This is a genomic window from Facklamia languida CCUG 37842 (genome assembly GCF_000245795.1).
GTDB classification, from domain to species: Bacteria; Bacillota; Bacilli; order Lactobacillales; family Aerococcaceae; genus Facklamia; species Facklamia languida.
Genome location: NZ_JH601133.1, coordinates 220,022 through 243,975 on the forward strand (window position 1 = coordinate 220,022; position 23,954 = coordinate 243,975).

Below are 23,954 nucleotides of genomic sequence, written 5' to 3' on the forward strand. Positions count from 1 at the left end.
ACTTCTATCCCTTGATCAGCACCAAACTACCCATTCAACCTGATCAGAAGTCTTTCTTAGCAACTGGTAGCTAATCTCTGACGACACGCTTGCTTGTCATTGAACACAGTCCTCAGCTCAATCGTCAGCTACCACTCTACTCGCTGCCGGTTTGATCGATTATACAAAAAGCGATTAAAAAACCTGGAGCTCAGGGCTCCAGGTTGATCTTGATTAAATTATTTTTTTAACCGCTCTACGTCACGCGCAATAGCAATCTCTTCGTTAGTAGGAATATTAATAATGGTCACTTCTGAATCATCCGCTGAAATGATGGCTTCCTTACGTGTATCATTACGCTCAGGATCTACCTTAGCTCCGATATAAGCAAAGTTAGACATGACGATTTCGCGGGTTTCTTTAGAGTTCTCTCCGATACCTGCCGTGAAGACAATCACGTCTACCCCATTCATAATCGCAACATACTGACCGATATACTTAATGACCCGGTTGTGGAAGATATCCAAGGCTAATTGCGCCCGTTCATTTCCTTCTTCAGCTGCTACTTCCACATCCCGCATATCGCTTGATACACCTGACACACCGAGGAGTCCTGATTTCTTGTTGAAGATGTTAATCATTTCATTGATATCGGATACGCCAGCCTTATCCATAATATAAGGAATAGCAGAAGCATCGATATCCCCCACTCGAGTTCCCATGGTCAATCCTGCTAAAGGTGTGAATCCCATTGAGGTATCAAGGGATTGTCCATTTTGAACGGCTGTAATTGAAGCACCGTTACCTAAATGGCACGTAATAATCTTCAAGTCTTCAATTGGCTTGCCAACCAACTCAGCTGCACGTTTTGCAACAAATTGGTGACTGGTTCCATGAGCACCATACTTACGAACAGAATAATTCTCATAGTATTCATAAGGAACACTGTACATATAGTTCTCAGCAGGCATAGAAGTATGGAAAGAAGTATCAAAGACCGCAACCATCGCGGCATGAGGTAACTTCTCTTGAAACTCACGAATCACAACGGCTTCAGCTGGGTTGTGAAGTGGCGCAAATTCACCTAGGGCTTCAATGTTCTTGATCACATCTTCATCAACAAGCGTTGATTCTTTAAATAGCTCACCACCCGCTACAATCCGATGGCCCACACCTGTGATCTCTTCAAAGCTCTCAATGACACCTAAATCGAGTAGGTTGGTGAAGAGTAATTCAACTGCCCGCTTATGATCTGGAATTCCTTCTTGTAAAGTAAACTTTTGATCCGTTCCCTCAGCGTCAGTATATTTAATCTCAAGATTTGATTCTTCTAGACCAATCCGTTCGACTAAGCCCTTAGAAAGTACTTTTTCTTCTGGCATTTCAATAATTTGAAATTTCAAGCTTGAAGATCCAGCGTTAATCGCCATTGTTTTTGCCATTTACAATTACCCCATTTCTTATTTGTTCATATAGCTTCAGTATATCATGTAAAGCAAGCTTCCGTAAACCCAGTTGTTGGATAAGCCGGAATTCCCATCCAACCTTTCAATATAAATTAATAGGACATATGCAGGTCAACCGGTTCTTGGTCATTAAATTGACTCTGATAGAGGTCTGCATAGAAACCTCCCGCGCAAACCAGCTGATCATGGGTTCCTTGTTCAATAATGTTGCCATCCTTCATAACTAGAATCATATCGGCATTACGAATCGTTGATAGACGATGGGCAATGACAAAGGTTGTTCGCCCGGCCATTACTTTATCCATCGCTTCTTGAATTAGCTTTTCAAGCAGAGTATCCACCGAAGAGGTCGCTTCATCCAATATCAAGATGTTCGGATCCGAAAGGACAGCCCGTGCAATCGTCATGAGTTGCTTTTGACCTAAGGAGATATTCGATGCCTCCTCATTAATAGCCATCTGATAGCCATTGGGTAAGGTTCGGATAAAGTGGTCAACGTTTGCAATCTCCGCTGCTTCATAAACCTGGTAATCTTGAGCTGTTAAGTCACCAAAACGCAAGTTTTCTAAAACAGTATCCGTATAGAGCCAGGCATCCTGGAGCACCATTCCAAAGTGCTTCCTTAACTCCTGTCTGGAAATCGATCGAATGTCCACCCCGTCTAGGAGAATCGCCCCTTGATCCACATCATAAAACCGCATGAGTAGATTGATGAGAGTGGTCTTCCCAGCTCCTGTCGGCCCGACCACCGCTACCATCTCCCCGGGTTGCACCTTAAAAGAAATATCTTTCATTAGGGGTTGGTTGGGATCATAGCCGAATCCTACATGACGAAACTCGACTGATCCTTTAACCGGTTGAGGTAAGAGTCCACTCGTTTCTTGCCCAATTTCTTCAGGCTCGTCCAGCAAACCAAAGACACGGTAGGAAGAGGAGAATGCCGATTGAATGATGCTCGATAATTGTGAAATCATCTGAATTGGCTGGTTAATCTGATAAACATAAGAGACAAAAGCCGATAAATTCCCCACAGCTAACTGACCAGCAAAGACTTTGAAAAGGCCCGCAAGCGCCATAATTAAATAGACAGAATCCGACACAAGTACCATAAAAGGCATCATCAAGGAAGAAATAAAGCTCGCCTTAAAACCGGCATCCCTTAACTTTTGATTACGAGCCTTAAATTCAGCCACCGATTCTTCCTGCATCCCAAACACCTTGATTTCAGTAAAGCCTGATAATTGCTCTTGGGCATAGCCAAACAAGTGGCCTAAAGCATGGGACTGTTGATTGAAATAAGGTTGTGACTTGCGCAAAATCACTCGGGCAAATAGATAAGAGATCGGCATCATGAAGACCACTAGGAGAGCCAATTGCCAATCAATCCAAAACATCATGATTAAAGCAAAGCTAATCCCCAGGACCCCATTGACGAGTTGCACAAAGGATTGCTGCATGGCATTGGAGATGGTATCCACATCATTAGTAATTTTGGATAAGATATCCCCAGTTTCCTGGCTATCAAAATAGGAGACAGGTAATCGGTTTAACTTGTCGGATAAGTCCGCACGAAGGTCAAAAATAGTATTTTGGACAACATTCGTTATAAAAAATTGACTCAAATAGTTATTCACATAATAGCAGGTCCCCCGTAGAAAGTAGATGATCATGACATTCCGAATATATATCAGATCAATCCCCGCTCCGGGAACACCCTTGGCCATGTCGATCACGTTTTGACTTAACTTGGTGATGGCCAAGCCGAAAATAAAAGGCTCAACAGAAGAAGCGGCCATCATCAAAACCGTTGTCAACATTGAAAGGAAGAATTGCCATTTATAAGGCTTCATATAGTGCCATAACCGCTGAAGAATCTGACTCCGATCTTTGGTTATTTTAGGCTTGTCCATGCAGTAATTCCTCCTCACTCAATTGCGATGATGCAATTTGATAATAAATAGGTGATGTCTTTAATAGGTCGCGATGCGTCCCAATTGCTTCAATTCGACCTTGGTCTAGAACGATAATTTGGTCCGCATGCATAATCGTCCCAACCCTCTGCGCTACAATCAAGGTCGTTGCATTCTGAGTTTCTTCTTTCAATGAAGCACGAAGCTTCGCATCTGTTTGATAGTCAAGCGCCGAGAAGGAATCATCAAAGATATAGATTTGACGATCCGCTACGATCGAGCGCGCGATCGACAATCGTTGTTTTTGCCCACCAGAGAGATTACTTGCCTTTTCAGTCAAGTCAGAGTCATAACCCTGGTCCATCTCAGAGACGAATTCATGGGCCTGGGAAATAAGACTGGCGTGGATTAACTCATCAAGGTCAGCATCCTGCTTTCCGTAACGCAAATTGTCTGAGATCTTCCCCTTAAATAGCAAGGCCTTTTGAGGGGTAAAACCAATCATTGATCTTAGATCATCCAAGTCATAGTCCCGAATATCGATTCCATCAACCAGTATTTGGCCCCTTGACACGTCATAAAAGCGAGGAATCAGCTTAATAATCGTTGATTTGCCTGATCCAGTTGACCCAATAAAGGCCGTTGTCTGACCCGGTTTGGATGTAAAAGAAATATTTCGCAAAACAGGTTGGTCTGCATCCGGGTAGATGAAGTCTACATTTCTAAATTCTAAGGTTCCTTGTAGGGATTCATTCCTGCGAGGTTGATCAGGGTTCTTAACTGTAATAGGCGTCTCTTTTACTTCCCTAAGCCGACCAGCTGATACGGAGGCCCGTGGATACATCATAAAGATATTAGCAAAAATCAGAAGCGAGAAGAGCCCATGAAAAATATATTCGATAAAAGCCGCCAAAGTCCCAACCTGAAGGTCTCCCACTTCAATCATCTGCGCTCCAAGATAAATAATGATCGCAATGGACAAATTCAGGACAAAGGAAAAAATCGAAGGCGAGGCAGCCAAGACCTTGAACAAGTTCCCAGTGATCTGACGGTAGTCCTGGTTAACATCCAGGAACCGACTATTCTGAAAGTCTTCCCGATTAAAGGCTCGGATGACCCGCATTCCAGTAATCGACTCGCGTAAAATACGATTTAACTTATCCAAAAATCCCTGTTGCCGTTGCGACATGGAATGCGTGACTTTGGCTGTGATCATTACCGCAATCACAATGACGAAGACAGCTGGAAGGACACGTATTCCTAAGTGTGGAGCAATACTCAAGATCATAAAGACAGCAAAGATCATCATGACCGGCCCCATCATCCCTTGCTTCAATAGCATCTCAGTGAACTGTAGAATCACAAAAGCATCCGTTGTAATGCGATTCGTCAGAGATGGAACACCAAACTCCTGAAATTCATGATGCGAGAGAGTCAACATCTTACAATAGATATCATTGCGAATCTCCATGGTCATATTGTTTACAACTCGACTAGTCATATACATCCGAATGACACGTGAAATAAAGCCCAAAACTGTAAAAATTGCCATCCCCCAGACATAGGGCCAGGCATTCGCCATTTGATTGACGACAATCGCCTTATCAATCATTTGTGCCAACATACTCGGCATCCCGAGTATTGAAATACACGTTACCATGGTCGAAATAATAACCGCCATCAATTCACCTGGATAGCGTTTTAAATAATTCCAAATATAGTCCATGAACACCCTCCCTTTCACTTACCAAATCATCTTACGTAATTAAAAAATAGATTGCAAGGTTCGCGCTTGCCCTACTCTGACCTAACCCGAGCTCAGCTTAAATGATCGGTCCGTTCCAATAAGTAGGATAAACAGCACACCTTCTAGAAACAAGGTGCAGGATCTCTTGCGAGACAATAGTGAGCCAGAACGGACTCTTCAAATACCTGATCAAGCCACAAAAAAAACACCGCCTATTCAATCGCTAGAAAGTTTACGGCTCAGTAGGTAATGCTTGGCATCTTACCACCAAGCTATTAGCTAATGTGGCCCCTGCAACAGGCCTTCGCTTGTGAGAAACTTCCTTCGATGGAACATACGGTGTATATGATTCTTTTAACTTTTTTAAAACAATTGCTTCAGATGTCCTTTGACCGTCAAATGTTTTTCAGGCCGTAACTAGTTCAAGCCTATTGGTAAAACTTCTTATGCGGACTGGCATAAGAGAAGAAGGTAAAGCCTTCACCAATCACTTGCTGAACTTCCGTGATCGTAACAAAAGCTTTAGGATCAATCTGAGTAACCAAGCGTTGGAGTGGGACAATTTGATTACGGTTGACAATGACCAATAAGACCTCCCGATCTTTCTTAGTATAATAGCCATAGCCCTTCAAGATTGTAATGCCTCGCACCATGTCACGCACAACACATTCAGCAATTTCTTCTTGTTTTTCAGAGAAAATCATCACAGACTTCTTCCGATTAAAACCATCCGTTATCAAGGAAATGGTTTGGCTGGCAATAAACATCATCATAATCGTTACAATGGTCATATCGACTCCAATAATAAAGCTAGAGGCCAAAATAACCAGCATATCACACATCAAAAGTCCGACAGAAAAGCTCAGACCGAAAAATTTCTGCATAATCATCGCCACAATATCCGTCCCAGCTGTGGTCCCATTTCCGCGGATCACCAATCCAATCCCTAAACCTAATAAGACCCCTCCCGCAACTGCTGGAATTATGATATTTGTTGCCTCATAGGGTACCGGCTTCACAATGTTGAGACAGACGCTGAGGCAGGTACTGGCATAGACTGTCAAAAGCAAGGTTCGCCGCCCCAAAAATTTCCAACCAACCACTAGTAGGATCGCATTGACGATAAAGTTGGTCGTTCCAGTTGCAACGCCAAATAAATAGTAGACTAACATGGCAATCCCCGTCACGCCCCCATTCCCAAAGTGGTTAGGCAACAGGAAATAATTCACACCAAAAGCATAAACCACACAGCCCAAGGTCATCAAGAAAATCGAATACAATAGACTAGCAGGATTTAAGTCAAAATAAGCCATTATTTTTTTCATTTGCAGACACTCCTTCCTCTCGACCTATTATAAGCGTTCTTCTTTAAGATTGTAAATAAAGGAATGCATTCTCACTTAAATATCATGGGATTATGACTCCTTTAGAGTCAATCGGCCGTCATAAAAAAACTCACCCAAATAGAGGGTGAGTTTTCTCTTTTAGAAACTTTAATTTTTTAAATGTTCTTTTTATTCTGCTGACTCTTCAGTCTCCTCAAATTGTTCAAGATCTTGTTCTAGGGACTCAAGTTCTCCTTCTAAAGACTCAAGACTCTCCTGAGACTCAAGACTCTCCTGATCCATGGATTCAGTTCCTTGGAATTCAGTCCCTTGATTAGGATTCTGTTCTTGATATTCTTCATAGGTCGGAGCGTCTTCCGGTTTAGTGATCGTAAAGTCTCCATCATACTGATTCACCTTAAGTGATAAGTTAAGATCAACCAATATGTCTTGGTCTTGAGTAATGGATTGTCCTGACAATCCTTCTATAGGTTCAATCAATTCACTAAAGATCTCTCTAGCTGAGAAATTGGTTACAAGTTCAACGTCTGACAACTTAAGTGAATCCTTATTATAAGTCAGGTTCACTTGACCAAGCGCCCCCATCACATCGGAAATTAACTTGTTAACATCGACCATCTCTAAGAAGTATTCAACTTGGGTCATTAAAGTTTGTAACTGCTCAGGTGTCTGCCCTAAGGAATCTTCGTACTTCCCAGCATTCTTTTCGAACTCTTCCAGAATCTTTTGCTTCAAATCGATCCCTTCAAAGAGTCCGGTTAGGTCTTTGGTGAAGTCATAGTGAATTTGATAGCCGCTTTCTGCTTCTTCCAGGTTTCCTGCTTGTTCAAAGAGTTTCTGTGAGTACTCAAGCGAGCTCGCATTATTGGCTTCTTGAACAGCCTCATCCACTTCCATCTTTTGTACAGTCCACTTATCTTGTGAGAAGATATAGGCATAACCATCAACGATGGTTACTTGAACCTCCTGCACTTCCCCGTTCTCATTTTGAACATCAATATCAAAATAGCCAGCAAATGGTGATTGCTGAATTTGGTAAGTACCGGATACCTTTACTGGTGCTTCTTGCGATTGCTGTACGTTCGTCAAGGTAAGGTCAACATTCATTTCCCCTTCGATCTTTGAAAATTCCTTATTAGCTTCAAAAATTTGATTAAAGAGATCTAGATCTTGACTATCCATCGGAGCTTGTTCGGTTTCAGCTGATTCTTCAACAGTCGTCTGATCATCTTGCGCATAGATCACGGGGTTTGCCCAAGCTAAGGAAAGGGCCAGACCTGCGACTAATAGTTTTTTGAATTTCTTCATGGTTTTCCTCCTTTGTTTCAGATACTAAATGTTAGGATCGACACAACTTATGTTATTGAATTTAAAAGCGAATTATCAATAACTAAGGTCAGTATAATCGAAAGCCTTTTCGCTGTAAAATGTTTTGCTTTACCCGATTTAAACCAGAAAAAGACAGCCCCGGATGGGAGCTGTCTCAAAATGATTCATTCTATTATTTAATAGAGGGGATACGCCCGAAATTAACCTAGAAGCACTACTAGGCTTACTAAACCTGTCATTGCGATAACGAATACACCTGCAAAAGCTTGTTTGAATTTTTCCATCATTATCCCTCCTATGATTCTATATGAAAGTTATTTTCAAACTTTCATTACATTCATAATATATCACTTATCATCCCAGTAATCAATCCTTTTTTTACAAAAAATTCGCCTGAAAATCTAATGCATTGTCGAGGCGAGAACAGGTCTACATAGCTGTTTGAGTAAGGAATCTTGATTTAGAACAACTTCAATTCGATTCGGTCTGACTTAATCTGTCAACTGCTTTCTTTTTACGAAAATATTGCCCTTATTTTCATAGACTTTCATTTTTTGCTCGTATGAAAATTTTCACCAGCTCTGCTATTAGAGGTAAACTAAAAAGAGTGGACTTTGTCCACCCTTTCCACTCTTCAAGACACTCCTCTAAAAAAGTGGGCCTTGAACTGTATTTAAGTACATCATATTTGATTTTGATCCATTCGGTAACTCTTGTTCAACCAAGATGATCCCATATTGGTCCGCTAAATAATAGCGCAATAGACCTTGGTCTGGTAAGCTCGCATCGATGACTTCGATAACCAGGACATTTTGATAATGACTCTCACCGATCGTCACCGACTGGACACTCCCGACAACCTTGGCTTCCTTTTCCTTTTGGTAGCCTGATTGATAGACCGTCCCTGGGGTAAGATGAGCCGGAAGAATTAAAGAAGTGAGATCATCACTTGCGTCCTGGCTGTACCGCATATCTTCTACCCGGTCATAGTGATCAAAGCGGGCTAATTCATAGAGCCCATCTGACCTAATCTGGTAGATATAAGCCGTTGCATTATGATCACTAAATTCTGCTACTTGGAAGATCCCCTGGTTATCTGGCATAAATTCCATGATAATATCTTTTCGAGTGAATTGGCTGCCATCCCCACTGTATTGATAATTCATGTAGTGGGTATAAGGCAAAAGGCTCATAAAAGCTTGTGAATCGATCAGCTGGTCCTCTTGGATGGTTGTTTGGTCTTCGACCGTCGTCTCAGATTCTATCTCACTTGTGGATTCATCGGAAAGTTCAGCCTCAGTCGTTACACTTTCTTCATTCGTCCCACTCAAATCTTGTCCATGTACAAATGAAGTAGCCGGAATGAATGGATAGACCACCATTCCTCCTAAAGCTAACCAGTGAAGTAGACGCCTTTTTATTAATGACTTGACCAGATTATCTCGATATTTTGCCATGATATCCCTCCTCCCATGCAGAGACTGTAAATGTTCTAATAGGAAAATTATATCATACTCTCCCATCATTTAACGTGAGATTAACTAGAAATATTAATGAATTCTAGCTAGGAATACGACAATCTTATGAATTTTCTGTGAACACCAACTAAAAGAAGCGGTTCAAGTGGTAAATGGCTCAAAGTATGGTAAGCTTACTTTATTGATTGAATAAGGAGTGATCGTATGACAGACTGTATTTTCTGCAAAATCATCAACGGTGAAATCCCTTGTGCGAAGGTCTATGAAGATGACCGCGTTTTAGCTTTTCTTGACCTAACACAAGTGACACCCGGCCACACCCTCTTAATCCCCAAAAAACATGTCACCGATATCTTTGAATATGATTCTGAACTGGCAGGAGAGGTATTTTCACGCTTACCCAAGATCGCCCGAGCCATTGAGGAAGGGTTACCCAATGTCAAAGGCTTAAATATCTTAAATAATAATCGGGCAGTCGCATACCAGTCAGTCTTCCATTCACACATCCACCTCATCCCGCGTTATCAAGAAAAGGAAGGTTTCCAAGTAAAATTTGAAGATCATTCCAAAGAATATAGTCAAGAGGAATTCCAAGAGCGGGCGCGTCAGATCCATCAAGCCATTAAAGGGTAGGTGATCGCATGTCTAAGAATTCATTTAGCCAAGGGCTCATCACCGGCCTAGCTCTGGGAGCCTTAGCTGGACTCATGAATGCTAAGCGCCCAGGCTACCAAACCCGCCAACTCTTAAAAGAAAAAATTGATCGAACCACCCAGGACGTCAATGACGTGCGCTATAAGGTGAATAACCTCTCGCAATCGCTCCAGCGTCTTTCCACTGAAGGTGCCACCAGTATCCAAACAGCCATCGCAGCTGTTGAGGACAGTCTTGACCACTTTAAAGAAGAGAATAGTCCACGCCTACGGCGAATTAATCAGCGCATTGCCAACTTACAAGAAGACTTAGACCAAGAGATGGACCAAGTTGTGAACACCCTTCCACCTTCTCTAAAACAAAAGGCAAAAAATGATAGTCAAATATGATCTTTTTGTTATTTTTATTAGCATCTTATCCATTTTAAACCATTAAGTGTTAAGATAAGATTATGCAGATTTTGCAAATTTAGTACTTATTTATAGGAGTGAATGATTATAATGAAGAAATCAATTCGTCGTCTACTCATTACAGCAGCCAGCCTCACTTTAGTTGGAGCTCCTGGCCTAACTACCCTTTCGGCTTCAGCTCAAGAAGGCACCATTGCGACTGTTAATGGCACTGAAATTACTGCAGCAGACCTTTATGAAGATATGAAGGAACAGTATGGTCTAACCGCACTGCGCGCAATGATCATCGAAGAAGTCTTGAAGGCGAATGTCAAAGATGTTGAAGCCATTCAAAAACAAGCAGATGAAGAAGTTCAAACTCAAATTGACGAATTAGGCGGCGAGGAGATGTTCAATCAATTCTTAGCTTATCAAAAGTTAGGAACAATCGAACAATACAAATATCAAATTTTTATTCGGGATATGCTGCAAGAACTAGTCGAAGCACGACTAGAGATTACAGATGAAGTCATCCAGGAGTATTACGAGAACGATTACCAACCTAATATGGAAGCTCAACATATTCTAGTGGATACGGAAGAAGAAGCTAAGCAAGTGATTGAACGTATCAATAATGGTGAAGAATTTGATGCAGTGGCTAAAGAAGTGTCCAAAGATGGCAGTGCTTCAAATGGCGGCTTACTTTCACCCTTTACAACGGGGCAAATGGTGCCTGAATTTGAAGAAGCAGTCAAATCCTTAAAGAATGGTGAAATGACTCAAGATCCTGTCAAATCTGAATTTGGCTACCATGTCATCAAGACTTTGAATAATGGCGAGAAACAACCGCTTGATAAAATCCATGATCAAGTAGTGGAAGCCTATAAGCAAAGTAAATTCTCTGATTCTGACTTCACCCATAAAATTGTCGGACAATTAATTAAAGAAGCAGATGTTAAAATTAACGATAAAGACCTTAACGCCGCTGTGGAAGACCTCATTGCACTAGCTGAGCAAAAAGATGAACCAAAAGAAGCGGCTGAAGAAGAAAAAGATCAAGCTCAAGAAGGTGAAGACGAACAGGCTGAAACAAGTGCCGAAGAACAAGCGGATCAAGAAGCAGAACCTGCTGAATAATCAATGATCTCCTTCTTAATTGCTCATCAACCAAGAGATGATGAATAGGTCTTAATATAAATCAAAAAACAAAAGACACCGAATGTCGAATCATTGGGGCTTGCCCCTACCAGTGATTTCGCATTCGGTGTTTGTTTTATTCTTTCACAACTTTAATCAACCAGCATGCACTTGCATAATAACTAGATTGAGAGTGGTTTTAGGAGATGACTCAATCTCTCCTGTTACCAATCAAAGGTTTGATGGCTTGGTTGGTCAAACAAGGATTTTAAAGATTCAATGATTTCAGCTTGTCTTATAGGATCGCATTCAGTTGATCCTGTCTGCAAGAAAGATTCTAATTGCGTTAGAAGAATCAACCAAGGACTTAATTTATCAATAACAGCTGCCTGTGAATCAGCCATCCAGTAATTTAAGTTAAAGCAGGTCTTTGACCCCTCCCCTGGTTGAAATTCCAGACTGACCATATCTTCTCCTTGCAGGAAGGCCAGTAAGTGAGGACTGGTGACATCCGTGATGAGTACCGGATGTCCGTCAATAATCAAGTGCCCCCCTGGTCTTAAGTCTTTGATCCTTAACTTTTTCTGCCAGCGCTGTAAGCAATCATTATCCGTCAAATGTCTCCATACTTCTTCCAAGGAGGCTTCGATCTCACCTTGGAAGGTCCAATCTAAACCTAGGTCTGGTGAAAGGTCCTCCAATAAATTTTCATGATGATGACCACATTGACAACCTTCTCCATGGTGACAGGTTGGCTCTTGATCATGCTTTGAATTTCTTTCTTCGTTCATTGGATCCCTCCTTATTTAAAGCGGGGTTTATAAAATGCGCGCCGATCCAAAGGATAAATTTGAGCACTCTCTTCACCAGGGCTCGTCTTATCTAAAGCTCCGGATATCATATTGATTGTGGCATCTAGATTATCAATTTGGTGTAGAACTTCTGCCTCAATCAATTTAGGTGTTACCGGGCTTCCAAATTCTAACTTGCCATGATGGGCTAAGACCATGTGCTTCAAAAGGACCACAGGCTCACTTTCTGGATCGATCCCAATTTTGACACTGGCTTGGTCAATCATTTCACTCATGATTACAATGTGGCCTAACATTTTGCCTTTTAAGGTATATTCAGTCGCAATCACACCGGATAATTCAATCGTTTTACCAATATCATGTAGGATCAATCCGCCCAAGAGCAAGGATGGATTTAAATCGGGGTATATTTTAATCAGACTGCGGGCAATTCTCAACATGGAGACTGTGTGAAAGGCGAGTCCTCCTGCTAAAGCATGGTGGTTGCGTTTAGCAGCTGGATAAGAATAAAAGGCCGCTTCATGGTCACTCAAGATCTTCCGGACAATCCGATTAATGGTTGGCTCATGAATTTCAAAGAGGGCATCATTTAGCTCTTCCTTCAGATCTTCTACTTTGAAAGGAATCCGTTCCACATATAGGCTGGGGTCATCTGGTTCACCCGCTTCAGCCAATCGAATCGCCTTGATCTTAACTTGTGGGCTACCTTGATAATTATCCCGTTCCCCTCTTAAAAAGACCACTTTGCCAACTTGAAATTTTGCCACTTCTTCTTCACTCGCCGACCAGTACATGCCATCCATTGCACCGGATTGGTCTTGAAAACGAAAGGCAATGAAAGGATTACCATTTCTAGCAATTCTCACATCAGCTGCTTTAATCAAAACATAAATTCCAAAAGCTTCCCCTTCATCATAGTCAAATAACTTTGTCATGCTCATTCCTCCTTACTCACTGCAGGCATTTCCTCTTCATCACTTTGATAGTCCTCTAACTCAATCACTTGATCAATCGCCATCATCTCTTGAACTTGAGGGTCAAAGGTGAAAAATAAAATTTGATAGTCTTTCGAAAACTTAGTTAACACCTGGTACATACTTTTTTTACGCAGTTCATCAAAGTTAACAAAGGCATCATCGATTAAAATTGGCATCTTCACCATGCTGGATGCATTGACGATAAAAGCGAGTCTCAGGGCAACATAGAGTTGCTCTAGAGTTCCCTGTGAAAGCTCATGGGGTTCAAATAAAACATCTGAACAATGTTGGACTTTAAGCCCAGACTTGTTTAACTTAATCTTGTCATAACGGCCATAGGTCAAGTCCGAAAAGATTGAATTAGCCATCCGGTTCATTTCGGGAAGAGGATTATCCATCCCATGCCGAAGGGTCTGATAGATCAACTCAGTGGCTAACTTTCGAGTCGCATATTCGCTAAAATAATCAATGATTTCAGCGCGTTGATTCGCAATTTTTTGATCTAAGACCTGATAGGAACCATCTTGCTCCAGGTGATTTAAAGCCACTTCGATATTGGCGCGTTGGTATTGATGAGGTTGCAGACGGTCCTTGGTCTGTGAGAGTTTCACTTCAAGGTCTTGGTAGGCGCTCACGAGAGCATGTTTACTCTCAATCGTCTCCAACTCTTCCTCATAACCCGCTAGCTGATCGGCATAGAGACTACGCTTCTCATTGAGCTCTTGAATTCTTTGATTCATTTGAACTTTCTGCGTAAAGTCTAATTCGTCGACCGCATTCGTTTGTTGGTAGATCTGATCGATCTGATTCTGCTGGATTTTAATTTCTGCTTGTGCTTGTTCCATTACATCACGAGCATGCTGAATCCTTTCCTCCATTGCTTGGCCACGTTCGCTCTGCCGGGCCAAACTAACCTCCACTTCTTCTATGTGGCGGATTAAAGGCCGGACCATCGTGTCATCAAATGGAAATCGCTCAAGCAAGGGGGCAATTTGATGGCGCCAATTAATAATCTCTACATTTAACTGATTGCGCTCATCTTCATATTGCTGACGGATGTTAAATGTTTCTTTATAAGATTTTATGGGGTTTGACTTAAGAATGAATTCAGCATCGGCAGTAGGATAGAAGCCAATTGACACGAGCCAGCGTTGTAAGTCTTGTTTTTGTGCTTCAATTGCTTGATTCACCTGTCTCAGGCTCGCTTCTCGCTGATTAATATCAACCCCTAAATCCATGCTACGCGCCTGATAATCCTTATCTTTGGCTGATAATTCGGCCATCTTATCAACAACTGGACTTCGCCGAAAGTGCAGGTGGTGTTGACGGTGATGCCAGAAGACATAGAGGCTTCCTAGACCTCCTAGTCCCCCTAGTATAATCGCAATCCATTTATATAGATCCGCCGCTTGATTAAAGTAATAAAATAATCCAACAGCCCCCGCTATTACGATCGCAATTAAAGCAGGAAGGTAGTGATTCAGCCGGGTCGCTTGGATTAAGACTTCTTCCTCATTCAAACGTTGGTTTTCTAATTTTGCATATTGTTGGCGAACCGTTGCTGAATAAGTTTGTAACTCCCTTCTTTGATCTAAGAAAACCTTTCTTTGAGCCTTCAATGAATCTGCCTGACCTTGCAAATCTTCCAATTGAGCTTGAAGTTCGTAACCCTGGGTTAACTGCTGGTCAAAACGTTCTAATTCTAGGACCTTATCCGGATAAAACTGGCCTTCCTGGGCCATGCGGGCTAATTGTTGTGTTTGCTCTTGAATTCGCTCTAGAACCAGTTCTAAGCGAGACTGAACTTCCTTGATGTGTCGGGTTGCACTTAACCACTGCCGTCTCTGAGCCTCATGGTTACGCGCCCAATTTAACCGGGTTAAGGCCGTCATTTCCTGGTTCAGCGTCTGGATGCGTTCTTGCATTTGCTCGATGCGACCTTGGTTGACTTTTTGAGCGGCTACTAGGGCCTTCAATTGATCAGGCAAATCCTTAGGCATCTCAGTATAGGTTAATCGCTGTAACTCCCTCTGCGCAGCCTGGTCCTTCAAGAAGACATCATAGCGCCCCATCAACTTGTCGACTTGGCGCAAAGATTCTTCAAGCTGGCCGACCTCTCCATGTAGATCCTGAATCGCTTGAAGTTCGACTTGTTGTTGCGCAAGCAGTTGATTATATTCACTCATCTTATTTCTAAGCTGAAGACGAGCTTGCTGACTTTGGTCATGGTCTTCAAGCAGTTGGTTCAGAGGGGGCTTCTTGCCCTTAGACTTAAAGAGCGCTTCTGCTTCCTTATCGAAAGCCTTCGCCACCGCCAAAAACTTCTCCGACCCGATCGTCCCAATCGATAGAAAATAATCACTCAAACGGTCCGCATCAATATTCGCCAGCTCCTGAAGATTCTGCAAAGAGAAAGCATAGAAGGAATCAAATAACTGTTCATCTAAGCCGCCTAAGATCTGGTCTAAGCTATTATCAGCTAAGGGATCTCCCTGACGGGTAGTGACATGCAGGCCTTTGTTTGTTCGCTCTACCCAGACATCCCCGAGAGCTGTTTTTTCAAGAAGAATTCTTCCACCATAGACCTCCGCATGACGTGGCTCATAGCGGTTGATCTGTTGAATACGACGCCGTTTAGAAGGAAAGCCAAATAATATACTCCGAATAAAAGACTGCAGGGTGGATTTACCGGCTTCATTCTGTCCTGTTATAACTTGCAGATGATCATCCAATTCGAAGCGCTGATTGATCCACTTTCCGTAACCATAAATGTCAAGCTCTCTAATCTTCATTTTCATCCGACTCCTTATAATCAAAACCAATCGCCTGAACCATTAAGTCTTGGGCCTGATCTATTAAACCAGCCTTCATATCAGCATCCTCACCTAAATCAGGCAACCATTGACGGACCTTGTCATGATTAAAAAAGTCAGCTAAGATCGTTTGATAAGTCTCCTCTTGACTCAGTTTAACCATCGCTTCCTTAAAACTTTGCTTAAGGGTTTGGTCATACTCAAAAGCTTGTAGAACCATTTGCCGGTCTAATTGAATTCGAATTAAAGCAACAAAGTAATCAGCAGGATCAGGCTCCGGTAAGACAGCGTCCAATTCTCGCTTCTCAATCTGATCTTGTAAGGTTTGATCTAGTCTTTGGGCGTTCTTTAAGCGTAAAGTTAACATGATCGAATAGTGGCCTTGCTGAGCCTCAGATTGAAAATTATCCAGTAAGTCTTGAATTTCTTCAACAAGATCATGTGCTTGCCAATCCGCCTGACAGTCAATAATTGCTTCTTGCCAAATAATGGGTGCCAATGAAATAAAATGACTGTCAATCTGATTGGAAGTCATTTCGACTAAATAAGCACCTTTTGGCCCCAATTCCAACCGATTACGGCCCTGAATGGTTCCAGCATAGCGAATTAATGGATAGTGATTGAGTTCCAAATCTTGGTGAATATGGCCTAAAGCCCAATAATCATAATGTTTAGCCAACATTTCCTGGATTGAAAATGGCGCATAGTGGCCCGCTTCTTGATCCAGCCCTTCTTGAGACCCATGATAGAGGCCAATTGTATAGGTTGTCTGCTGGGGATTAATTGGAAAAGCTTGAATTTTCCGCTCGTTAATCCAGCGCTGAGTATAGGAGAATCCATAAAAACGGCAGGTCGTTTGATCCGAAAGCGTAAGATCTACATAGTCAACCTCTTCATCTTTAAACAAGTAGACATTATCAGGGTAATTCAAGATGATTCGGTCTTCTGCCAGATAGTCATGGTTTCCATGGCAAATAACCACTGGAATCTCAGCACTTGCCAAACGTTTTAATTGTTGCATAAAGAAATGTTGCGCATAAATCGTTTGCTTAGAAGCATCATAAATATCCCCCACTATGACCACCACATCCACCGCTTCTTTAATGGCAATCGATACACCATCCTTAAAGGCTTTAAATGGGGCATTCACCAGACTTTCCTGTAAACGAGGGTATGATTTGGTTAAGCCAACAAAGGGACTATCCAGGTGTAAATCGGCAAAATGCATAAACCGCATAGAATTCCCCTTTCTTTTCTTGATTTTTGTCTAAAAAACAACTGAAAGTCAGTCCGTTTCAGTTTGAACTCGGTGAACTTCCAGTTGTCAAATATGAATCGTTTAATTACTTGGCATTTGATAGATTTCTTGGAGAGGCTTGGCAATAATTTGATTGATTTCCTCCATCATAAGACTCAATTGCTGTTCATTCTCCATTAACTTTTTGAGGATCGGATTCTCAGTGACCTTTCCGTAAAGAGCTTGCAAGTCTTCCATCATCTTCTCACTTGGCTCTTCTTGAGAAAACTGCAGTTTCTGGGTTGCCTGTTGAAACGCTTCATAAAGTTCCTTGGCCTCAGCATCCTGTTGAATCGCTTCTAAAGCTTCTTTAAGATTTTGAAAGGCTGGTAACTGGCGTAGGTCACGTTCCAACTGATGCGCTGTATCATAAATGTTTATATTTGTCATAATTACCTCTTTTCTATGTCTTCATCTTATCAATTTATCCCTATCTTTTCAATCGATGGTCACTGAATATCCCAAAAATATCCAATGACTCAAAGCAGGCGATCCCTTACCCACCGAAAGACTTCACGACCTGATCAAGTGCCTCCTGAAGGGGCTGAGTTTGCTGGATCAACCACTGCCAGGCTCCTTGCATCCATTCGCCGACAGCCTGTTGAACCTTGTCAAACCACGCCCCTTGAACACCCTGGTTGGTCTCCTCCGTCATCTGGGAAGCAAAAGTTTCTTTAAAGGGGGTCTGAGCAGATTGATTCATTAAATAGTTGGTTTGCACTTTGAAAACTTGGCCGGATCCTTGCGGCATGATGTCATCCAAATTGCCTGATTCAACATCATCTAAACCAAACCATGTCGCTATCGCAAAGTCAGGCGTATAGCCCACCATCCACCGGTCACGGGTCTGGTTCGACCCATCACGTACTTCTGTAGATCCGGTCTTACCTGCAATGAGCCCATAATCTGGCCCATAGCCATAACCTGTTCCGTAGCCACCATAGGTATCCAGCATCATACTGGTCATATCTGCCGCAACCTGTTGGGTCATAATGAGGTGACGACTAGGGCGTCCCTGGTTATAGACAACTTTTCCATTCGCATCTTCAATCCGGCGGATGAAGGCGGATTCCTGCCGAACCCCCTGGTTTGCAAAAGTGGCATAGGCTGAGGCCAGCTGTAAAGGAGAAACCCCCGTTGAAAAGGCGCCCAAGGCCAGGGTAAGCTGACGGTCCTTGGAAGGAACATCAATTCCAAATTGATTGAGCTTTTTGACTGCAGTCTCAATCCCCAATTGATCCATTAAGTAAACAGCTGATGTGTTCTTACTTTGTGCTAAGGCCAAATAGAGAGGGAGTTCTCCTGAGGCTTCGGTCGTTCGATTGATATTCTCAGGTCGATAATGATCGGGTCCATACTCTTGGACCACATCTGGCACCATGGTATGGATCCGATAACCCGCTTCTAAAGCGGGCAGGTAGACCGCCAAAGGCTTGATTGCAGAACCTGGAGAACGAAACATATCCACCGCTCGATTAAAGCCACGATAGGTATAGTCTCCTCTAGCGCCATAGACAGCCATTACCCCACCTGTATGGGGGTCAACAACAGCCGATGCACTTTGAACCAAGGGCCTTGCTCCAGTAAGATCATCATTAAAGAGATAGGCCGTATCTTGGTAGGATTGGTTCAAAGCTGATTGAAAGGCTGGGTTTAAATAAGTATAGATCTTATACCCTTTGGCCATCAAATCAGCTTCTGGAATATCGGTTAATCGATTTGCCTCATTGATGACAGCATCATAGTAGAAGGGGTATTCGTGCCCCTGTTGGGTCTGAATGTAGGAATCCATCAAATGAATCGGGGCTTGCTGGAGTGCCACTTGGTCTGCTTGAGAGAGAATCCCTTGTTGATAGAGTATGTCCGCGATCACATTTCGTCTAGCTACCGCTGCATCATAGTCATCAATGGGATTATAGAGAGACGGCCCCTTCAGCATGCCCGTTAGCACCATACTCTGATTCCAATCAAGGTCACTGGCATTCACCCCAAAATATTTTAAAGCAGCATCTTGAACACCCCAAACTCCATTACCAAAGTATGCATTATTCAGATACATCTCCAGTATCTGATCTTTTTCATAGGCTTTTTCAAGTTCTAAGGCCAAAAATAACTCTTTCAACTTTCGCTGGAGTGTTTGGTCTTGAGAAAGAAAGGCATTTTTAGCCAACTGCTGGGTTAGGGTCGATCCTCCTCCACCAGAAGTATTGCGATTAATCACTAAGCGAATGAGCGCGCGCCCAATCCCTTTGGCATCAAAGCCATTATGTTCATAAAACCGTTTATCCTCAGTCGCTACAACAGTCGTTTTGAGGGGGTTCGATATTTGGTCTAAGGAAATGTAAGTTCCTTTCTGGGCCAATAAGGTACCAGATTCAGCATCCTGGTAATCATAGATTCGCGTCTTTTCTTGCATAGAATTTATCAAGGTCTCGACATCGGTTGTCTTGGCAATTAGGACTAAATAGGAGGATAAGATTAAAGCAAGCGTCAAACTTAAAAAAATCAACCACTTCCATCCTCGATAATAACGCCATAGATTCTTCAAACCCTTAAAATAATGCGGTCGCTTGTCATTTCGATTTTGAATGTCTCGAGTCATCCTATCCCCTCCCTATATGCTTTATTTAACAGTCTCTCTAATCCGAAAACGGAGACCAAGATAGCGTCACTTAAAAAGTATCCAAATTGCGAGCTATTGCCTCAATTAAACTACAAATCTAAGACTTTCCTATAACCTTTTTGTGAAAGATTCAGTAAATACCCACCCTGGTCTTGAATAATCAAGAAAGACCCTCCCCTCATCCGGGGCGAGGGTCTCCTCCCACCTCATCGAAATTGTTCTGCCCCAAGGTCAAGCCTGGAACCTACTCACTCAATAGTTCTCGGTACAAGGTTAAATACTCCTGACAAGGTCCTTGCCAAGAGAAGTCCTGACTCATCGCCTGGTCTTGCAATTTACGCCAAACACTTGGTTGATCCTGGTAGACTGCTAAGGCTCGTTGAATGGTATCGAATAGGGTCACTGCATCATATTGATAGAAAGTAAAGCCCGTCCCTTCATGGCTATATTGGTTAAAGGGTCGAACGGTATCCTTCAGGCCTCCTGTCTCATGAACAATCGGTAAGGTGCCATACCGCATGGCGACCATCTGTGATAAGCCGCAGGGTTCAAAGGCAGAGGGCATTAGAAAGAGGTCTGAACCTGCATATATCTGTTGAGCCAGGTCGACATCAAATTGGATACAAGCCCGCATCCGGTCTGGATAGTGAGCTTCAAAATGGCGAAAAGCATGCTCAAATCGCGCCTCACCTGTTCCCAAAATCACAACTTGTAGAGGCTGATTGAGCAGGCGATGGAGGATGGGTTCCAACAATTGACAGCCCTTCTGGTCAGTCAAGCGTGACACCATTGCCAGTATAGGGAGGTCTTCCCTATCTGGCAAGCCCAAGCGGGCTTGAAGCGCCTGCTTATTGGCCCGCTTACCCCTCAAATCTTGAGAAGAGAAATGGGCGGCTATGGCTGGATCCGTTTGAGGGTCATTGAGCTGAGTATCGATCCCATTCACAATTCCGCGAAGCTTCCACTGATTATGTCGTAAGGTACCTGCTAGCCCTTCACCAAAAGCTTCTGTCTGAATTTCTTGAGCATAAGTAGGGGAAACGGTCGTCACCCGATCTGAAAAATTAATCCCACCCTTTAAGTAATTCATCTGGTTGCCGAAACGCACCCCATCTTCTGTGAATAGATTGTAGCCAGTGCCAAAGACCTCCGAAAGCATGGATGGGTCATAAACTCCTTGAAAGCGAATATTATGAATCGTTAGAACTTTGCGTATATTTCTCAAGGATTCCTTCCAATGATAGCGGTCCACCAAGAGTGCAGGGACCATGGCTGTCTGCCAATCATTGACATGCAGGATATCTGGGATCCAGTCGATCACTTCCAGCATTTCAATAATCGCCGTAGAGAAAAAGGCAAAACGTTCGCCATCATCCCATTCACCATACAAGGATTGGCGATAAAAATAGGATTGATTATCAATAAAATAATAATGAACCTGGTCGAGGTAGAGGTGTTTAATACCGCAATATGCTTGACGCCAACCTAACTTGAAATAAAAATGCGCAATTTCTTGGACTTGGTCGCGGAAGCTTGCTTGCATCTGCTGATAATAAGGCAAGACGACTCGAACATCCACACCTTCCTGCTTAGCTAATTCCTTAGGGAGAGCATAAGTGACATCCCCTAATCCACCGGTCTTGAAGAAGGGGGCAGACTCGGCTGAAGCAAATAATATTTTCATAGTGCCTCCTTATACGGGGCTAGAACTCGCATCAACGCGCTGGTTCTTAGCCACCACCACTACTTGATCTGGTCGACCGACAATCACGGCTCCTGGTTCAACGACCACATTCTTGTCTAAGATCGCATACTCCACCTGAGCTCCTTCACCAATTTGAACTCCTTGGAGAATAATCGCATTACGAACTGAAGCATTCTCTGCAATGTAGACCCTGCGATTAATTAAGGAGTCAATCACTTCGCCGCAAATCGTGGTTCCCGTAGCCACAATCGCATTACGCACATAAGACCGCTCATGATAATAGGTAGGGACACCATTTTTGGTCTTGGTTAGAACAGGTTGATGGGTATGGAAGAGTGAGGCAAACGATTGATGATTCAGCATCTCCATATTTGCTCGATAATAAGATGGAATGTCGCGAATATTTGCAGCATAGCCAGTATATTCATGAGTATGAAGACTATAATCTAATAAGTAAAATTGGACAAGATCATCGAGTTCCATAAATTGTTGACGTTCCAGCGCTTTTTGGATGATCTCTAGCATCAAATCCACACTCAAGATAAACATATTTAAAGATGCTGGAACCAGTTCATAATCAGGCTTATCGGAGTTCTCGATGAGGTCAACCAATTGATGGTGTGCATCAAACTTTAGAATCCGCTCGTTCGGATGGTTCTTGCCAACCCGATCACCCGGGACATTCTTATAAATTAAAGAGATATCTTTACCTGAGGCGATATGGTCTGCCTTAAAGGCATTCAGATCAACATTCGCAATAATCTTTGTTCCTGCAACCAGCACGTACTGAGCTTTCGACCGTTCCAAAAAGATCCGGTGGTTATAATAATAATCTTCAAATGGATGCTCATGATGGTGACGAGCCTTCCAATTCTGTTGCGAATAGGTAAAGATCCCGCCATTGACTAATGAGTTTAACTTCCATGAACGACCGGATCGTACATGGTCATAGATTGAACGTCCAGATTCGCTAATAAACATGGCAACGGAATCAACATCGGCATAAGTCAAGCTTGATAAAGCAAAGTCCACGATCCGATACCGGCTAGCAAAAGGCAAGGCCGCAATCGGTCGATTATAAGTCAAAGGATATAATTCTGAAGAATCAGCGGTTAAATTTAAGATTGCACATAATTTACTGTTGACCATTTGCCTTCACTCCTCCCAGCTCTACACCAAATCCAACCACTGCAATTTGATCTTTGGTCCCAATCACCATCTCACCATCCGCGATCTGGGCTCCTTCCCCAATAATGGCATATTCAATGGAACAAGAGCTTCCAATCTTAGCATTAGCCATTATAATAGAGTCCTTCACTTGAGCATCCAATCCGACACTGACATTTTGTGACAGAATGGAATGATAGATCTCGCCCGCTACATAGCAACCGTCGGTCACATAAGAATCATAAATCGCCGCATGATTGGCTATGACTTGTGGCGGGGATACCTTATCATTCGAATAAATTCGCCAGGTCGCTTCAGTCTTATAGATCGGATGGTTTAAGTCTAGCATCTCCATATTCGCTTGCCACAGACTAGCAACCGTTCCCACATCTTTCCAATAGCCATGAAAGGCATAGGCGTAACAAGCTTCTCCCTGGTCTAGATAATGAGGGATCACATGCTTACCAAAATCTTCTAACTCACGCTTACCTTTTTGGTCTTCTAATAAGTAGTTTCTTAGGGTCTTCCAATTAAAGATATAGATTCCCATAGAAGCTAAATTAGACTTAGGTTGGGCTGGTTTTTCTTCGAATTCTAGGATGCGCCCCTCTTCGTCTGTATTCATAATACCGAACCGTGACGCTTCTTCCATCTCCACTGGAATAACTGCCACCGTTAGACTCGCTTGGTGTTTCTTGTGCTCTTCTAGCATTGCAGCATAATCCATCTTGTAAATATGGTCGCCTGAAAGAATCAGAACATATTCAGGGTCAAGCGAATCAATAAAACTCACATTTTGATAAATGGCATTGGCTGTCCCCTTGAACCATTTCTCCCCTTCAGAAGAAGAATAGGGTTGCAGGATAGTCGCACTTCCCTTTGTATCGAGGCCCCAAGCTTCTCCATTTCCAATATGTGCGTTCAATTCAAGGGGTTGATACTGAGTCATGATCCCCACTTGATGGATACCCGAATTCACGCAATTACTTAAGGCAAAATCGATGATCCGATACCGCCCACCAAAAGGAACAGCCGGCTTAGCAATATGCTGGGTCAAGAGGCCTAAGCGCGTCCCCTTGCCTCCAGCTAGAATCATGGCAATCATTTCATTCTTCATCTCTTCGT

Annotated in this window: 18 protein-coding genes; 3 read left to right on the forward strand and 15 right to left on the reverse strand. The window is 42.8% G+C overall.

Annotation, left to right across the window (positions count from 1 at the left end; genetic code table 11):
• Positions 1-218: 218 nt before the first annotated feature.
• The 6 genes from HMPREF9708_RS00955 to HMPREF9708_RS00980 all read right to left on the reverse strand — a co-directional run bounded on the left by HMPREF9708_RS00955 (position 219) and on the right by HMPREF9708_RS00980 (position 9,234).
• The gene (locus HMPREF9708_RS00955) at positions 219-1,421 is read right to left on the reverse strand and encodes an acetate/propionate family kinase (RefSeq protein WP_006308074.1); all 1,203 of its coding nucleotides are present in this window, start codon (positions 1,419-1,421) and stop codon (positions 219-221) included.
• A gap of 116 nt (positions 1,422-1,537) precedes the next feature.
• Entirely contained in the window at positions 1,538-3,355 is a 1,818-nt protein-coding gene (locus HMPREF9708_RS00960; RefSeq protein WP_006308075.1) for an ABC transporter ATP-binding protein, read from the reverse strand.
• Entirely contained in the window at positions 3,342-5,081 is a 1,740-nt protein-coding gene (locus HMPREF9708_RS00965) for an ABC transporter ATP-binding protein (protein ID WP_006308076.1), read from the reverse strand. The genes HMPREF9708_RS00960 and HMPREF9708_RS00965 overlap by 14 nt, the downstream gene beginning before the upstream one ends.
• A gap of 449 nt (positions 5,082-5,530) precedes the next feature.
• Positions 5,531-6,427 (reverse strand): YitT family protein, encoded by an 897-nt coding sequence (locus HMPREF9708_RS00970; RefSeq protein ID WP_006308077.1) that lies wholly within the window; start codon positions 6,425-6,427, stop codon positions 5,531-5,533.
• Between the two features lie 189 nt (positions 6,428-6,616).
• Positions 6,617-7,756, reverse strand: a complete 1,140-nt coding sequence (locus HMPREF9708_RS00975) for a DUF6612 family protein (protein WP_006308078.1) — start codon at positions 7,754-7,756, stop codon at positions 6,617-6,619.
• A 668-nt stretch (positions 7,757-8,424) separates the two neighbouring features.
• Complete coding sequence (locus HMPREF9708_RS00980; RefSeq protein ID WP_006308079.1) at positions 8,425-9,234, reverse strand: hypothetical protein; 810 nt, start codon at positions 9,232-9,234, stop codon at positions 8,425-8,427.
• Positions 9,235-9,459: 225 nt separating this feature from the next.
• Between HMPREF9708_RS00980 and HMPREF9708_RS00985 the strand changes: the two genes are divergently transcribed.
• The 3 genes from HMPREF9708_RS00985 to HMPREF9708_RS00995 all read left to right on the forward strand — a co-directional run bounded on the left by HMPREF9708_RS00985 (position 9,460) and on the right by HMPREF9708_RS00995 (position 11,435).
• A complete protein-coding gene (locus tag HMPREF9708_RS00985; protein ID WP_006308080.1) occupies positions 9,460-9,888 on the forward strand; it encodes an HIT family protein in 429 nt (142 codons plus the stop codon).
• 8 nt (positions 9,889-9,896) lie between these two features.
• Positions 9,897-10,298, forward strand: a complete 402-nt coding sequence (locus HMPREF9708_RS00990) for a YtxH domain-containing protein (RefSeq protein ID WP_006308081.1) — start codon at positions 9,897-9,899, stop codon at positions 10,296-10,298.
• Positions 10,299-10,409: 111 nt separating this feature from the next.
• The gene (locus HMPREF9708_RS00995) at positions 10,410-11,435 is read left to right on the forward strand and encodes a peptidylprolyl isomerase (RefSeq protein ID WP_006308082.1); all 1,026 of its coding nucleotides are present in this window, start codon (positions 10,410-10,412) and stop codon (positions 11,433-11,435) included.
• 224 nt (positions 11,436-11,659) lie between these two features.
• Here the strand turns inward: HMPREF9708_RS00995 and HMPREF9708_RS01000 are convergent, their stop codons facing one another.
• The 9 genes from HMPREF9708_RS01000 to HMPREF9708_RS01040 all read right to left on the reverse strand — a co-directional run bounded on the left by HMPREF9708_RS01000 (position 11,660) and on the right by HMPREF9708_RS01040 (position 23,946).
• Entirely contained in the window at positions 11,660-12,226 is a 567-nt protein-coding gene (locus HMPREF9708_RS01000) for an SRPBCC domain-containing protein (protein ID WP_006308083.1), read from the reverse strand.
• An 11-nt stretch (positions 12,227-12,237) separates the two neighbouring features.
• Entirely contained in the window at positions 12,238-13,182 is a 945-nt protein-coding gene (locus HMPREF9708_RS01005) for a 3'-5' exoribonuclease YhaM family protein (RefSeq protein WP_006308084.1), read from the reverse strand.
• Between the two features lie 2 nt (positions 13,183-13,184).
• Positions 13,185-16,016: an ATP-binding protein gene (locus tag HMPREF9708_RS01010; RefSeq protein ID WP_006308085.1), complete on the reverse strand. Its 2,832-nt coding sequence runs from the start codon at positions 16,014-16,016 to the stop codon at positions 13,185-13,187.
• The gene (locus HMPREF9708_RS01015; RefSeq protein WP_006308086.1) at positions 16,006-17,274 is read right to left on the reverse strand and encodes a metallophosphoesterase family protein; all 1,269 of its coding nucleotides are present in this window, start codon (positions 17,272-17,274) and stop codon (positions 16,006-16,008) included. The genes HMPREF9708_RS01010 and HMPREF9708_RS01015 overlap by 11 nt, the downstream gene beginning before the upstream one ends.
• A gap of 102 nt (positions 17,275-17,376) precedes the next feature.
• The gene (locus HMPREF9708_RS01020) at positions 17,377-17,724 is read right to left on the reverse strand and encodes a YlbF family regulator (protein WP_006308087.1); all 348 of its coding nucleotides are present in this window, start codon (positions 17,722-17,724) and stop codon (positions 17,377-17,379) included.
• A 106-nt stretch (positions 17,725-17,830) separates the two neighbouring features.
• Positions 17,831-19,936: a transglycosylase domain-containing protein gene (locus HMPREF9708_RS01025; protein ID WP_006308088.1), complete on the reverse strand. Its 2,106-nt coding sequence runs from the start codon at positions 19,934-19,936 to the stop codon at positions 17,831-17,833.
• Between the two features lie 265 nt (positions 19,937-20,201).
• A complete protein-coding gene (glgA, locus tag HMPREF9708_RS01030) occupies positions 20,202-21,641 on the reverse strand; it encodes a glycogen synthase GlgA (protein ID WP_006308096.1) in 1,440 nt (479 codons plus the stop codon).
• Between the two features lie 9 nt (positions 21,642-21,650).
• Positions 21,651-22,811: a glucose-1-phosphate adenylyltransferase subunit GlgD gene (gene glgD, locus HMPREF9708_RS01035; protein WP_006308097.1), complete on the reverse strand. Its 1,161-nt coding sequence runs from the start codon at positions 22,809-22,811 to the stop codon at positions 21,651-21,653.
• Positions 22,798-23,946, reverse strand: a complete 1,149-nt coding sequence (locus tag HMPREF9708_RS01040) for a glucose-1-phosphate adenylyltransferase (protein WP_040447703.1) — start codon at positions 23,944-23,946, stop codon at positions 22,798-22,800. Before HMPREF9708_RS01040 ends, glgD begins: the two co-directional genes overlap by 14 nt.
• Positions 23,947-23,954: the final 8 nt, after the last annotated feature.